General features: G+C 48.7%; 14 protein-coding genes. 6 read left to right on the top strand and 8 right to left on the bottom strand.

Going from position 1 to position 13438, the window contains the following annotated elements:
* Nucleotides 1-162 precede the first annotated feature (162 nt).
* Entirely contained in the window at nt 163-2247 is a 2085-nt protein-coding gene (locus IYN85_RS16435) for an EAL domain-containing protein (RefSeq protein WP_196160005.1), read from the top strand.
* An 80-nt stretch (nt 2248-2327) separates the two neighbouring features.
* Here the strand turns inward: IYN85_RS16435 and serB are convergent, their stop codons facing one another.
* Nucleotides 2328-3542, bottom strand: coding sequence for a phosphoserine phosphatase SerB (gene serB, locus IYN85_RS16430; RefSeq protein WP_196160004.1), 1215 nt, complete (start codon nt 3540-3542; stop codon nt 2328-2330).
* Nucleotides 3543-3560: 18 nt separating this feature from the next.
* The gene (locus IYN85_RS16425) at nt 3561-3740 is read right to left on the bottom strand and encodes a hypothetical protein (protein ID WP_196160003.1); all 180 of its coding nucleotides are present in this window, start codon (nt 3738-3740) and stop codon (nt 3561-3563) included.
* Between the two features lie 188 nt (nt 3741-3928).
* On the opposite strand from IYN85_RS16425, the gene IYN85_RS16420 reads away from it, so the two are divergent.
* On the top strand, nt 3929-5254 hold the full coding sequence (locus tag IYN85_RS16420; RefSeq protein WP_196160002.1) for a hypothetical protein: 1326 nt from the start codon (nt 3929-3931) through the stop codon (nt 5252-5254).
* A 2-nt stretch (nt 5255-5256) separates the two neighbouring features.
* Nucleotides 5257-5574 carry a Rieske (2Fe-2S) protein gene (locus IYN85_RS16415; protein ID WP_196160001.1) on the top strand — a complete coding sequence of 106 codons (318 nt, stop codon included), beginning with the start codon at nt 5257-5259 and terminating at the stop codon, nt 5572-5574.
* A gap of 333 nt (nt 5575-5907) precedes the next feature.
* Here the strand turns inward: IYN85_RS16415 and IYN85_RS16410 are convergent, their stop codons facing one another.
* The 3 genes from IYN85_RS16410 to IYN85_RS16400 all read right to left on the bottom strand — a co-directional run bounded on the left by IYN85_RS16410 (nt 5908) and on the right by IYN85_RS16400 (nt 9904).
* Nucleotides 5908-6531, bottom strand: coding sequence for a peroxiredoxin (locus IYN85_RS16410; RefSeq protein WP_196160000.1), 624 nt, complete (start codon nt 6529-6531; stop codon nt 5908-5910).
* Nucleotides 6532-6713: 182 nt separating this feature from the next.
* Entirely contained in the window at nt 6714-9218 is a 2505-nt protein-coding gene (locus tag IYN85_RS16405) for an ABC transporter permease (protein ID WP_196159999.1), read from the bottom strand.
* On the bottom strand, nt 9215-9904 hold the full coding sequence (locus tag IYN85_RS16400; protein WP_196159998.1) for an ABC transporter ATP-binding protein: 690 nt from the start codon (nt 9902-9904) through the stop codon (nt 9215-9217). Before IYN85_RS16400 ends, IYN85_RS16405 begins: the two co-directional genes overlap by 4 nt.
* A gap of 109 nt (nt 9905-10013) precedes the next feature.
* On the opposite strand from IYN85_RS16400, the gene IYN85_RS16395 reads away from it, so the two are divergent.
* Complete coding sequence (locus IYN85_RS16395; protein WP_230390797.1) at nt 10014-10556, top strand: arylesterase; 543 nt, start codon at nt 10014-10016, stop codon at nt 10554-10556.
* 17 nt (nt 10557-10573) lie between these two features.
* Here the strand turns inward: IYN85_RS16395 and folK are convergent, their stop codons facing one another.
* Genes folK through tsaD form a run of 3 tightly spaced genes read right to left on the bottom strand, consistent with a single transcriptional unit; the run spans nt 10574 to nt 12462 of the window.
* Nucleotides 10574-11074: a 2-amino-4-hydroxy-6-hydroxymethyldihydropteridine diphosphokinase gene (gene folK / locus IYN85_RS16390; protein ID WP_196159996.1), complete on the bottom strand. Its 501-nt coding sequence runs from the start codon at nt 11072-11074 to the stop codon at nt 10574-10576.
* Between the two features lies 1 nt (nt 11075).
* Nucleotides 11076-11435 (bottom strand): dihydroneopterin aldolase, encoded by a 360-nt coding sequence (gene folB / locus IYN85_RS16385; RefSeq protein ID WP_196159995.1) that lies wholly within the window; start codon nt 11433-11435, stop codon nt 11076-11078.
* A gap of 1 nt (nt 11436) precedes the next feature.
* Nucleotides 11437-12462, bottom strand: a complete 1026-nt coding sequence (tsaD, locus tag IYN85_RS16380) for a tRNA (adenosine(37)-N6)-threonylcarbamoyltransferase complex transferase subunit TsaD (protein WP_196159994.1) — start codon at nt 12460-12462, stop codon at nt 11437-11439.
* A gap of 223 nt (nt 12463-12685) precedes the next feature.
* Between tsaD and rpsU the strand changes: the two genes are divergently transcribed.
* Together rpsU and IYN85_RS16370 are read left to right on the top strand one after the other, a co-directional pair.
* Nucleotides 12686-12901 carry a 30S ribosomal protein S21 gene (gene rpsU / locus IYN85_RS16375; RefSeq protein ID WP_008042164.1) on the top strand — a complete coding sequence of 72 codons (216 nt, stop codon included), beginning with the start codon at nt 12686-12688 and terminating at the stop codon, nt 12899-12901.
* 25 nt (nt 12902-12926) lie between these two features.
* The gene (locus IYN85_RS16370) at nt 12927-13373 is read left to right on the top strand and encodes a GatB/YqeY domain-containing protein (protein ID WP_196159993.1); all 447 of its coding nucleotides are present in this window, start codon (nt 12927-12929) and stop codon (nt 13371-13373) included.
* The last annotated feature ends 65 nt before the right edge of the window (nt 13374-13438 follow it).

Raw genomic sequence — 13438 nt, 5'->3', positions numbered from 1 at the left:
TACAACCAGCCTGAATTTTAGCCAATCTGGCTGCCGAAAACAGTGTTAAAGCCAACTCTGTAACAGTTTTGGCAATCAATGCGCGCTAACGGTGTGAAGTCTGACCGTTTGTCACTATACTTCAACCAGTCATCCATTTTATGAAAACGTGCAGTTAACATTATGAGTCCTTCTTCCAGCAGCGCTATTCGAATTTTGCTTATTCATGATACGCAAAATGAAGCGGAACCCATCGCGAACGCCATCAGAAACGCTGGCCAAGCCGTCCGCAGTCATTTTATTGCGTCTATCGACGAGCTCAGTAAAGTCATCGAGGAACAAACCTGGGATTTACTGCTGGTTAAACTCAACACCTCTACGGTCGATACCACCTCAGCGATTGAATTGATTCAACGGGATGGCAAAGATATCCCAATGATCGGGCTAATCGACCAATACGATGAAGACATCATAACCAGCGCACTCGATATGGGGCTGGCGGATGTAATTGTCGAAAGCTCCGAACACCATATAGCACAGGCAGCCAAACGCGAAGTGAATGCGCTTTCGGACCGTCGTAGCCTGCGCACACAAAGAATCAGCCTGAAAGAGACCGAAAAGCGCTGTCAACTGTTGCTTGAAAGTTCGGTCGATGCCATTGGCTATGTTCACGAAGGCATGCACATCTACGCCAATCCCATTTATATGGAAATGTTCGGTTACGACGATATCGAAGAACTGCAATGTACGCCCATTATGGACCTGGTTCAGGGCAGCGAAGTTAGTAAACTGAAAGACGCCCTGAAGTCTTTCAAAGACGGAAAAATCACTGAATTTTCCACCAAAGGTCAAACCGCAGACGGCGAGAACTTCGGCATCCACATGGATTTTTCGGCAGCCAGTTACGAAGGTGAACCCTGTACTCAAATCATTATTCGTAAAAACGATGTCGACAATGAGTTACTGCAGGAAAAAATCAAGGAAATAAGCTCTCAGGATCTGGTCACTGGGTTACACAACAAAATCCACTTCAACGAGCAACTCGACACGGCCTATCATCAAGTTATTCAATCGTCTAAAAGACAGATCGTTGCCCATATTGGCATCGCAAACTTTGCTGAGATTAAGAATACAGCAGGCGTCGCAGGAACCGATGTTATTGTGAAGCAGCTGGCAGACAAGTTGTCAGAGGGCAAACATCTTTTTAGCAATCTGGCGCGTTTCTCGGATGATATGTTCACCGCTATACTGCCGCGCTCCGACCTAGAGGGTGCCCAAGCAGATGTTTTAGCACTACAGAAGTCGGTACATGATCATCTGTTTGAAGTCGAAGGTAAAACCATTCCGGTCAAATTGGTCACCGGCTTTTCGCACATCGATGAATCCTGTAAAAATGGCAATGAGGCACTAGTCCAGGCAGACCAGGCCTACAACCAGGCCATCAAAGCGAATCAACTTCAAGCGTATTTCGACAAATCCGATATCGCAAATCTCGCCGACAACTCATTACTTGCCAAAGTTGAGCACGCTCTGGCCCACGAAGGTTTGCGAATTCAATTCCAGCCGATCATGAGCTTACGAGGAGACAGCCAAGAACACTATGACATTTTGGTCCGGCTGAAAGACAAAGACGGAAGCGACATTTTGCCCGATGAATTTTTGCCTGCTATCGAGAACAGTGAATTCAGTGGCAAACTTGACCGTTGGGTCGTGGAACAGAGCCTGGACTCTCTTGCGGAACATCGTAAGCGTGGCCATAACACGCAGGCTATGATCCACCTGACCTCGGCATCAATTCAAGACCCAACTTTCCTGCCTTGGGTAAATAGCCAGCTGCGCAAACACAAGTTACCTGGTGATGCGGTTTGCTTCCAGATTACCGAACAAATTGCGCACAGCTACCTGAAAGCCGCGAAAGCCTTCAGTAAAGGTTTGGCTCTGTTGAAGTGTCAGTTGTCGGTCAACCATTTCGGCTTGTCTGAAAATGGCATAGGTCTGACCAGACATTTGGACATTAATTACGCACGCATTGACCCGACCTACGTTGAACAGCTGGTGAACGACGGACAGGCCTCAGAACAATTAACGGCACTACTGACCGCTATTCATCAGAATGACATCAATTCGATCGTACCAAAAATCGAAAACGCTGAAGTTCTGGCCTCGTTGTGGGAGTTAGGCGTTAACTATATTCAGGGCTACTATTTGCAAGCACCACTGGATGATATGGAATACAATTTCGACTCCGACGAGGAAGAGGCCATATAACGCCACTCGCATTCCCTTGCATAATGTCCAATAAAAAAGCCAGCAATTACTGGCTTTTGTGCGTTCGTGTCAAGCACTGTTCAGGAATGAATTTCCTGATCTCGAAATCCGAGAAAATAGAGCACTGCATCCAAGCCTAAGGTCGAAATGGAATGCCGTGCGCTTTCTTTCACTATCGGCTTCGCTCGAAATGCGATCCCTAAACCCGCTTCGGATAACATGGGCAGGTCATTCGCACCATCGCCAACTGCGATGGTTTGTTCAATTCGAATACCTTCCTGTTCCGCTAACTGCTTCAATAATCTGGCTTTCATGGCGCCGTCGACAATATCACCACAGACTTCACCGGTCAGCTTACCGTCTTTTATGTCAAGGTGATTGGCAAACACAAAATCAATACCCAGTTTCTTCTGCAGATAATGACCAAAATAGTTGAACCCGCCGGAGAGAATTGCCGTTTTATACCCGTAGGCTCTCAACGTCGTCATTAAACGCTCTGCACCTTCTGTAATCGGCAAAGCCTCTGCAATACTATCTAGCACAGACACGTCCAATCCTTTTAACAAGGCCATTCGTTGACGAAAGCTTTCCTGGAAATCTATTTTTCCCTGCATGGCGGATTCGGTAATCGCCGCGACCTGCTCACCAACACCAGCCGCTTTCGCCAATTCATCAATAACTTCGGCTTCGATCAAAGTAGAGTCCATATCAAAGCAAACCAAACGGCGGTTTCGACGATAAACACTGTCTACCTGAAAGGCCACGTCCACGTTCAACTCAGCACTGATCTGTAAAAATTGCTTGCGTAATTGTTCCAGACTTTTGGGTTTACCTTGCAACGTCAATTCAATACACGCTTTATCGTTTGCAGAAACCGCATTTTGTGAGACTCGACCGGTGAGCCGAGAAATATCCTGAATATTCAAGCCCTGATCTGACACCGCGCGGGAAATATGCGCCAAGTGTTCAGCGGTAACGCGCCGGGCAAGAATCGTCAGTACGAATCTGTCTTTTCCCTGTTGTTGCACCCAATGCTCGTACGCTTCATCACTGACGGGCGTGAACCGTACCTGGATATCCTGCTCATGTGCCTGAAAGAGTAACTCTTTCAACATAGTGGCATGATCCGCTGTTTCCGGTAGTTGCACCAGCATGCCCAATGAGACCTGATCGTGAATCACCGATTGGCCGATATCAAGCACGGTAACGTTAGCGTCGGCTAATATCTGACTAAGTGAAGCGGTCAAACCAACCTGGTCTTGACCACTTACTTTTAACATGAGAATCGTACTCAATTGAGTCTCCGGGAAACCTTAGCTTTTCAGGGTAGCGATGACCTTCAGTGCATCATCAGCAACGTCTTGCAGATCAAGAATCAGGTCATCTGTTTCATGAGTCGACAACGCGCGAACCCGATCACGGGGGCTCATTTTCAACAGACCTAATTTCAATGTATTTAATTGTTCTTCTAACTGTTTCACTGCGTCGCTCATGTAAAAAACCTCACAATTTATGACGGAATAATCGGATTTTGCATGAAATTCGCAAATTCCGAATTAAATCGGCCGGCAAAGCCCCTTCTGGCAATGATTTTTACTGCCAAGGGCATTAGTATAAACCGAATAGGAGCGCAATTTCGCGCCCCGCTATTGTATAGACTGAGTGTATTAATTCCAGCATCATGAATAACCTAAAATGGATTCTACAGCCGCTAAGTGGTTTTGCCGTAGGCATGCTGCTTGTACTGAACCTGAGCTTGTACTTTTTCTGGTACGTCCCGGGCTTGAAAAACCTGATTTCTGCGACCGATCAATTAGGCTCCAGCCTGGTCAGGAACCTGGCTTTCGAGTCGACTTCGCCATTGCATGCGTCAGACCGGGCAGCCTTGAGTGACCTACTGAACCGGGTTGCCGACGAGCCAGCTGTTCTATCTGCCAGCGTGTCTGCCGAAGAGGAAGGCGGTATTCAGTTGACCTCTCGCGTCAAGAGGCAGGCAGAAGGGAACGGCCGTCATTACCAATTTCCAATTCACTTCAGTGAAGAGTTGCTCGGCACGGCGCAACTGAATCTCAGTGAATACGATCTAATGCAATGGCAATCACAAGCAGTCACCTCCTGGGTACTTTTTAACCTTTTGAGCGTCGCAGGACTTGGCGCATTCATTTATCTGCGAACGCAAAAACATGAAAAACAATGGCGGAAGATCAGTTCTCTGATCGACACTGAATTCCCTGAGCTTTCGGCCGAATTGTCTGGGACACCGGACCAACAACTGCAACAGCTGATGGAACGATTGAATGACCCCTTGTCGCAACAAATGCAACTACTGCGTTATATGCGGCATGATTCCATCACGGACGACACCGAAAGATTACTGGAGCAGATAGAACTGGTCAGTAACGAAGGCTCTTACCAAGATGTTGCTCTGCTTTCGATACAGTGCCAGAACTGGGAACAACTGATTCGGACCTATTCAGCCCCTGGCTTGCAAGCGCTCTGGTCAGATTATGAGACATTGATGATCCGTACCGGTGAACTGTACTCTGGCATTCTGCTTCCTGACGGATTCTCCTTGGCGTTTGGTCTTAATGAAGAAAACCAATTTGCCTTTAACGCCGTGTGTGCCGCACGTGTACTCCAGATCGCGATGGAAAAACTGTACGCCGAACATACACAGTTGCGTCCCGTGTTCGGGATCTCTGTCAGCGCGGGACCCGCTTTCGTCAGTAAGACCCACAAACATGGCATTCCACTGCCGCTGGTCACTGGTGATGCGGAAACATGGTTAGCTCAAATCAAAGCGCTGCAGCCTATGGGTCAAATATTTTTCGCTGAACCTCTGCTCCAGTTTGAAGACGTTAACCAGCAGGTCGAAGCCTCCATCGTCAGAGATATTACGTTACGTGACGGATACCGTCTGGAAGTCTGGGAACTAGATAAACTCCGCTTCAAGGATGACCTGTTAACGACACAGGCCAACACACTAATTAACACAAACAGGCAGTAATGATGACAAAATTGTGTAAAGCGACCGATCTCGCTGAAGGGACATCACTAGGGTTTCTCAGTCATGTCGGACCGGTATTCGCCGTTCGTTTCGACAACGAAATTTATGTCTACAAAAACGAATGCCCACACCTGGGCGTAAACCTTGAGTTCAATGAAGATGAGTTTTTAGACAGCGAAGGGCAATTGATTCAGTGTTCAACGCACGGTGCCTTGTTCAGCATCGATTCAGGCAAATGCCTATCCGGCCCATGCCAGGGTGATTCACTGACAAAGGTGGATTTCGAGATCATAGACGATCACATCACGTTAGTGTCCTGAGTCAGAAGTTCGCACGCATTCTTGCGTGTCATTCAAGCTTTAAAACTAGGCGTGTCTCGCAGTCAATGGTTATTCCATTGAAAAGAAACAGAACAACGCTAGAGAGCTTGGATGTCGCGCCCGAAGGGAGCTCATGGAAAACACTATTACAGCGTTGCTCTTCTTGAAAAGATCTCGATATTCTCTACAAAGAGCGCCTTGTACTAGCTCTTCCCATGAGCTCTGAAACGATACGAACTTCAGACTCAGGACACTTGTCTGAATCCGATAAATGGCACAAAAAAACCACGCCTGAGCGTGGTTTTTACCGTGATCAGATAATCTGACGCGCGATTACAGCTTCTCAGAGTTACCCGCCAGATACTCAGCAACACCCTTAGGGGTATTGACCATACCGGCATCACCTTTGTTCCAACCAGCTGGACATACGTGACCGTTTTCTTCAAAGAACTGCAACGCTTCAACAACACGAACCAATTCATCGATATTACGTCCAATCGGCTCATCATTCATGTGCTGAGCACGAACAACACCAGATTTGTCGATTACGAATGACGCACGGAACGCAACGCCTGCTGGGTAATAGCTGTCGCCACCGATGGACTCAACACCAAACGCCTTACAGATGTCATGGTTCATATCACCAACCATCGTGTATTTAACCGGACCGATACCGCCATCGTTGATCGCGGTGTTGCGCCAAGCATTGTGCGTGAAGTGCGAATCAACAGAAACTGCAATTACTTCTACACCCAATTCTTTTAGTTTATCAACGCGGTGATCCAACGCAATTAATTCAGATGGACAAACAAAGGTGAAGTCCAGTGGGTAAAAGAATACCAATGCATACTTACCTTTGATGGTTTCAGCAAAATTGAAACTATCGACAATTTCTCCGTTACCCAATACCGCAGGGGCTGAAAAATCAGGTGCTTTACGACCTAACAATACGCTCATATTTATTCTCCGTTTGTGTGTTTACATTGGATATGCGAAAACGGCAAAACAACTTTCGCCTGAAAAACCAATGGAATACTTTAGTTCATTTTCAGTCGCAAATCATAGGTTAATTGACTATTAAGCCAATAGTAAATTTCTATGTGAGTGAACGGTTATCCCGGCAACTCACATAGTGCGGTTTAGATTTGCCGCAACACGATCAGTGGCGGAACTTTGGTCACTTTCCTGGTCGACATCAGGCCGACAATACCAATAATTGCGGCACCTATCACCGGACCCAAAATAAACAAATAAATATTGGGTTGAAAGTCCATATTCAACAGCTGTGTTTGCAGAAAAAACAGGGCAATTTCAGCACCTGCTGTCGCGAGCAGTCCAGCCAAAGCCCCTAACGCCACAAATTCAATAGCCAAAGCACCCCTGACCACCGCAGCCTTAGCACCCAGAGTGCGCAGAATTGCACTCTCCTGCAATCGACTGTCCAGAGTCGCCTGGACGCTGGCCACCAGAACAATAAGACCTGACATTAGAACCAGCGATAAAATGAATTCTATGGCCTTGGTCACTTGGCTGACAATTGATTGCACCTGCTCCAAAATGGCATCCACTTCGATTACGGTAATGGTTGAATATTCGGAAAGCAGGTTAACCAATAACGGTTTCTGCTCCTGAGACAGATAAAAACTGGTCAGATACGCAGCACCTTGCCCTCCCAGAACCGGCCGACTGAATATGATGTAAAAATTCGGTGCCAAACTGTCCCATTGTACGGTGCGGATATTATCGACCGGGGCATTGACCATTTGCCCACCAAATGAAAATGTCAGGACATCACCAATCTGAATGTCCAGAGCGCTGGCAAAATCCTGTTCAATGGAGATCAGAAGTTGCTCGGTATCTTGAGCGTCAAACCATTCACCCTCAACCACCTCATTGTCTTCTGATAACACATCGCTCCAGGTATTGTTTAACTCTCGCCGGAAATCATCACCATCCGGACGCAACCGCTCGAGTCGCTCGCCGATTTCCTCGTCATTCACCTCAACCAGGCGACCACGCATCATCGGGTAAAAAGGAGTTGACTGAATGTCTTCCTGAACAAACAACGACTCAAGTCCAGCCCGATCCTGTTCAAAAATGTTGAATGCGAAGTGGTTGGGTGTTCCTTCTGGCAACTGTCTCTGCCACTCCGTTAGCAGACTGGTGCGTAATAGTGTGAGAATAAATAACAGCATGAGGGCCATTGCAAAAATCATGATCTGAAACCCGTTTTGGCTGCCATGTCGATGCAAACTTGCCAGGCCTAAGCGCCAGGTCGTCCCCAGACGAGAGCCGAGCCTCCTGGCCGCTAGAATTAACAACCTGGCCAGCAAGGTTACCCCCGCGATGGCGACCAAACCCGACAAAATTAATATCGCCGTGATCAACCAGCTCCCGGAATAAAAATAGACAATGCCTATAACGGCTAACGCGCCTAAACTGGTGGTCTTCCACTGGCTAACCGTACCTCCGGCGACATCGCTGCGCAGCACTCTGGATGGTGGAGTATCCTTAAGCACCCAGACCGGCGGTAAAGCAAACGCCAGCAGACAAACGAAACCAGTTAGCGCGCCTATAATAAAGGGGCGCATGGTGGGTCCAACCAAGGCTCGGGGCAGCAGCCCACTGAACAACTCGAGGAAAACCCAGTGCAATAGCCATCCTGAGGCAATCCCCAGAAACACGACCACAAACCCAATAATCGCGAGATTACCGGCATACAATTGAGTAATGCGTTGTGGCGTCAAGCCTAACGTTTTCAGTAACGCAACATGACTTAATTGCCGTTGCGCATAGCGTTTGGACGCCAGAGCCAAAGCGACACCGGCTAATACGACGCCAAGGGAACCGGCCAACAGCAGAAAACTATCGGCGCGATCCAATGTTTCCGTTACGCGCTCATTGGCATCGGTCACATTACGCCAACGATGGTGATCCCCTTGTTGTGGTTTCCATTTGTCATAATAGGAATCCACATCACCCGCTAATAGCAGGCTGTAACGTACGCGCGAACCCACTTGCACGGCACCGGTTTCCGGCACATCGGCTTCATTTATGATCACCCGAGGACTAAAACTAAAGCCGCCATCAGCGTTATCCGGCTCGTTTATCAAAACTCGGGTTACCACCAAATCAGCATCACCCACGCCAACGGTATCACCCACTGATAGATCCAATGACGCCATTAACCGAGAATTCAGCCAGGCTTCGCCCACCTGAGGTCCTTTAGTCGTTTTTTCACTGACACCAAAAGGTACGTCCGATACTTCCAGCTCACCTTTTAACGGATAGGCATCTGACACGGCTTTGACAGAGGCAAGCTGCAAACGTCCTTCTTGACCAAAAGACATCGCCTGAAAGCTGGTGATATGCGCTGTGCGCAACCCCATACTTTCTGCTTGTTCTCGCCATTGCACGGGTACCTCACGCGAGCCGGTGATCTGCGCGTCGGCGGCCAGCAATGACCCAGCCTCATCGAGAATGGAGTTTTGAATTCGATCTGAGAACAGTCCGATACCGGTAACCGTTGTGACCGCGACCAATAACGCAGCAACGAGAACATTCAGCTCTCCGCCTCGCCAGTCTCGCCACAACAGTTTTACAGACAGTTTCTGAACCGATTGCCAAGACGAGGTACGACTCATAGGCTGACCTCAACCAACTCACCCGCCGTCATCCGTAACTGCCGCTCACAGCGTGCCGCCAGCTTCTCATCGTGCGTAACCAACACCAAGGTCGTGCCCTGTGCACTGTTCAGTTCGAACAGCAGGTCAGCAATCTTGCGTCCAGTTTCGGTATCCAGGTTACCGGTAGGTTCATCAGCAAACAAAATCGGCGCGTTACTGGCAAATGCACGGGCGACAGCGACGCGCTGCTGCTCGCCACCACTGAGTTGCTGAGGATAATGATGCTCTCTGCCCTGCAACCCAACACGCTCCAACCATTGCTGTGCCGTTTGTTGCGCTTTCGGTTCATCCCGCACTTCCAGGGGTAACATCACGTTTTCAAGAGCGGTTAAGCTGGGCAGCAATTGAAAATTCTGGAACACAAAACCAACTTTCTCGCCTCGCAACAGCGCTCTGGCTTCCTCGTCCATTTGGGTGATGTCTTGCCCGGCGATGAAAACGGCGCCTGCGCTGGGGGTATCTAAACCCGCGAGCATGCCCAACAAGGTCGATTTGCCAGATCCAGAAACGCCGACTATGGCAACGCTTTGCCCTGCCTGTACAGACATGTCAATTCCCTTCAGTATGACCAAAGACCCTTCCCGATTCGGCACTTCCTGTTTAAGCTTACGGGTCTCAATAATGGTATTGGAATCGGCATTCATGTTTTGGCTACATCCTAGGCAGTTTAAAAATACAGTTAAGATCATTAACTGGGGTCTATTTTCGATAATTTCACTTCTTTGTGCTTCCTTTACGAATGCAGGAACCATTTTGGTTCACGGTGACAGTCTTTCCGCCGGTTACGGAATGCTCCCAGAAGAGACCTGGGTTGCACTTTTACAGGAAAAACTGGGTGAAGATCACCGCATTATCAATAGCAGCATTAGTGGCGAAACATCCAAGGGAGGCCTGGATCGCCTGCCAACCCTGCTGGAGACGTACCAGCCTGATGTCGTGGTACTTGAACTAGGTGCCAATGATGGATTACGCGGATACCCTATTCCGCAAATGACGGACAACCTTGAACAGATGATCATATTAGCCGATCAAGCAGGCAGTGCAGTGGTTCTGGTTGGCATTCGCCTCCCACCGAATTTTGGCTCGCGTTACACAGAGCCATTTTTCAACAGTTTTGCTAAGCTCGCCGAAAAGTATCAGCTGCCTTATTTACCATTTTTGCTGGAAGACGTGGCTCAGTATGAGTCATTGATGCAAAACGATGGGCTGCACCCGACTGCCGAAGCACAGGCTAAAATTCTCGACAATGTATATCCAAAAATAGAAGAAGCCTTAGATCTTCTGACTGTGCCGTAGGCACAGCTCAGAATCCGTTATGACCCGCGCCGGCGCTCAAAGGGCACGACATTGAGTTGCTGCGTACGGTCACCTTGCTGCTGCCAAAGCGTTTGATAGTCAACACTCTCACCAGGAACGGCTTTATCGGGCCAAAGATCCACTAACGGCAACAAGACGAACGCATTTTTAAACAACTCCGGTCTTGGTAATTGAATGCCATCGACGAGTCCGAACTGATCGCCGTAGGTGACCACATCAATGTCCAAAGTACGGGCACTGAACTTGGGTCCGGACCTGTCCCGTCCGTTTTGATCTTCGATGCCCTTCAAGATGCGGATCACCTCAGTCAAGCTGAGTTCGCTTTCAACCAACGCAATCAAATTCAGGAATGGACTGCCCGCAAAACCGACAGCTTCAGATTCGTATACCGGAGAACAGGCTACTGCACCGAATACCCGTTCCAATGCGTCCAACCCCAAATTGATATGGCGGTATCGATCAATGTTGCTGCCTAAACTTAAAGAAATAACGGTCAACTTAATTCCTGCCGAATTCGCGGATAATTTTAATTCCGACTGCAGCACAATCTGCCACCGCAGCGGGCTTATTGATTACCAGCTGAATGCGCGCCAAAGAAAACTCTTCGTGTAATAACTGGCATAGCTGTTCGGCAAATGTTTCGATAAGTTCAAACGTCTGAACCAATGCCCACTCGCGCACCCGACGAGACAGTGCGTCGTAATCCAGCGCCAATTGAATATCGTCAGACTCAGCGGCGGGACGACAATCGAAATCCAACTCTAGATCCAACAGCAAAGTCTGTCGGTCCGACCGCTCAAATTCGTAGACACCTATCAATGTCTCGACCTTTAACGCCTGAATATAGACCTGATCCATATTACAACGACTCCAGCTCATCGATTGACCAACGCGGGCGAATACTGAGCGATAGGTCACTCTTCATCCCAGCCTGCAATCGCAGATACCCTGCATAGGCGATCATTGCGCCATTGTCCGTGCAGAATTCCGGTCGAGGGTAATAAAGCTGGCCTTTCTCTTTATACGCCATTTCCTGCAACCGCGCACGCAGTTGCCGATTGGCGCTGACGCCTCCGGCAATTACTAAGCGTTTATGGCCAGTCGCCTGCAATGCTCTGCGGCATTTCACAGTGAGCGTTTCAACCACGGCAGTTTGAAACGCCAACGCAATATCAGCTTTGGTTTGCTCTGGAACAACTTCATCGACGGTATGTTTCGCGATTTCCAGACGAACAGCCGTTTTCAGTCCGGAGAAGCTGAAGTCCATGCCTGGCCGATCAATCATCGGGCGGGGAAACACGAAGATACCCGGTCGCCCTTTGTCGGCCAGCTGACCCAACAAAGGTCCACCAGGATAAGGCAAACCCATCATTTTTGCGGTCTTATCAAAGGCTTCACCAGCAGCGTCATCCAGAGATTCACCCAGAATCCGATAAGAACCAGGCGCGGCGACATCGACCAGCAGTGTATGACCACCACTGACCAATAGCGCTACGAATGGGTACTCCGGCGGGTTCTCTTCCAACATGGGGGCCAGCAAATGGCCTTCCATGTGATGGACACCAACAGCTGGAACGCCCCAACCCATGGCAATAGCCCGTCCTGTTGCAGCGCCAACCATAAGGGCCCCTATCAACCCAGGGCCTGCTGTATAGGCAACACCATCAATACTTTCCGGTAACAGACCAGCTTCTTCAAACGCTGCATTGATTAGCGGCAATAACTTGCGAACATGATCCCTGGAGGCAAGTTCAGGTACCACACCACCAAATTCGGCGTGCATTTTTACCTGACTATACAGCTGATGAGCCAGCAGCCCTTTATCCGAGTCATAAATTGCCACCCCTGTTTCGTCACAGGAGGATTCGATACCAAGTACGCGCATAATTGTCCGAAGCTGGGAAAAGGCGCGTATTCTAGCTATTTTAAGCGCCTGCGGCCAGTATTGAGGGCGCAGCACTAAGGCATGTTTCAGATACGGACAATACCACCAGCCTGATCCCGATATTAATACTTGCAGCACCTAACCTCGATCAGTACAATTACGCGCCTCAAAATCTGCACTGCGGATCTTTGAAAAACCCACACATTGTTAGGATTTATTATTAATGCCACACGTAAAAGTAAAAGATAACGAGCCATTTGACGTAGCATTGCGTCGTTTCAAGCGTTCTTGTGAAAAAGCAGGCGTTCTGTCTGAAGTACGTCGTCGTGAACACTATGAAAAGCCAACTTGGGTTCGTAAGCGTGCAGCTGCCGCGGCCGTAAAACGCCACGCTAAGAAGCTGTCTCGCGAAAACAAGCGAATGAATCGCCTTTACTGATCAAACAAACGTGGGTTAACACTGTATGTCTGAGCTCAAGCAACGTCTAACCAATGAAATGAAAGACGCGATGCGCGCCAAAGAAAAGCAACGATTGGGTACCATTCGTCTTGTCTTGGCAGAGCTCAAACGTATTGAAGTTGACGAACGTATTGAACTTGATGACACCCGGGTTTTGTCCGTACTGGATAAAATGAACAAACAACGACGTGACTCCATTGCTCAATTTGAAGCAGCGGGCCGCGACGATCTTGCCGCAACCGAACGATTTGAACTGGAGGTGATATCCACTTTTCTCCCCGCGGCGTTGACTGATGAAGAAATCAACAGTCTGGTTACTGAAGCAATTTCAGCCACTGGCGCAGCCAGCATGGCAGACATGGGCAAAGTTATGGCCCTGATCAAGCCCAAAGCACAAGGCCGGGCAGATATGGGCGCGATTAGCAAACTGATAAAAGCTCAGCTGAACTAACACTCTCCAACCGCTCTTGCCAACAAATACGTAAACTGACTCTACTTGTGTCTTACTTCGTTTCC

Source organism: Reinekea sp. G2M2-21, from assembly GCF_015687175.1.
Lineage (GTDB): Bacteria > Pseudomonadota > Gammaproteobacteria > Pseudomonadales > Natronospirillaceae > Reinekea.
The sequence above is the reverse complement of the archived record's forward strand: the minus strand, read 5'-3'. Positions and strand labels throughout refer to the sequence as shown.

What these genes read in the sequence shown, in the direction of transcription:
- IYN85_RS16435 (WP_196160005.1), top strand. Translation starts at nt 163, where the DNA reads ATGAGTCCTTCTTCCAGCAGCGCTATTCGAATTTTGCTTATTCATGAT.
- IYN85_RS16425 (WP_196160003.1), bottom strand. Translation starts at nt 3,740, where the DNA reads ATGAGCGACGCAGTGAAACAGTTAGAAGAACAATTAAATACATTGAAA.
- IYN85_RS16420 (WP_196160002.1), top strand. Translation starts at nt 3,929, where the DNA reads ATGAATAACCTAAAATGGATTCTACAGCCGCTAAGTGGTTTTGCCGTA.
- IYN85_RS16415 (WP_196160001.1), top strand. Translation starts at nt 5,257, where the DNA reads ATGACAAAATTGTGTAAAGCGACCGATCTCGCTGAAGGGACATCACTA.
- IYN85_RS16410 (WP_196160000.1), bottom strand. Translation starts at nt 6,531, where the DNA reads ATGAGCGTATTGTTAGGTCGTAAAGCACCTGATTTTTCAGCCCCTGCG.
- IYN85_RS16405 (WP_196159999.1), bottom strand. Translation starts at nt 9,218, where the DNA reads ATGAGTCGTACCTCGTCTTGGCAATCGGTTCAGAAACTGTCTGTAAAA.
- IYN85_RS16400 (WP_196159998.1), bottom strand. Translation starts at nt 9,904, where the DNA reads ATGAATGCCGATTCCAATACCATTATTGAGACCCGTAAGCTTAAACAG.
- folB (WP_196159995.1), bottom strand. Translation starts at nt 11,435, where the DNA reads ATGGATCAGGTCTATATTCAGGCGTTAAAGGTCGAGACATTGATAGGT.
- tsaD (WP_196159994.1), bottom strand. Translation starts at nt 12,462, where the DNA reads ATGCGCGTACTTGGTATCGAATCCTCCTGTGACGAAACAGGGGTGGCA.
- rpsU (WP_008042164.1), top strand. Translation starts at nt 12,686, where the DNA reads ATGCCACACGTAAAAGTAAAAGATAACGAGCCATTTGACGTAGCATTG.
- IYN85_RS16370 (WP_196159993.1), top strand. Translation starts at nt 12,927, where the DNA reads ATGTCTGAGCTCAAGCAACGTCTAACCAATGAAATGAAAGACGCGATG.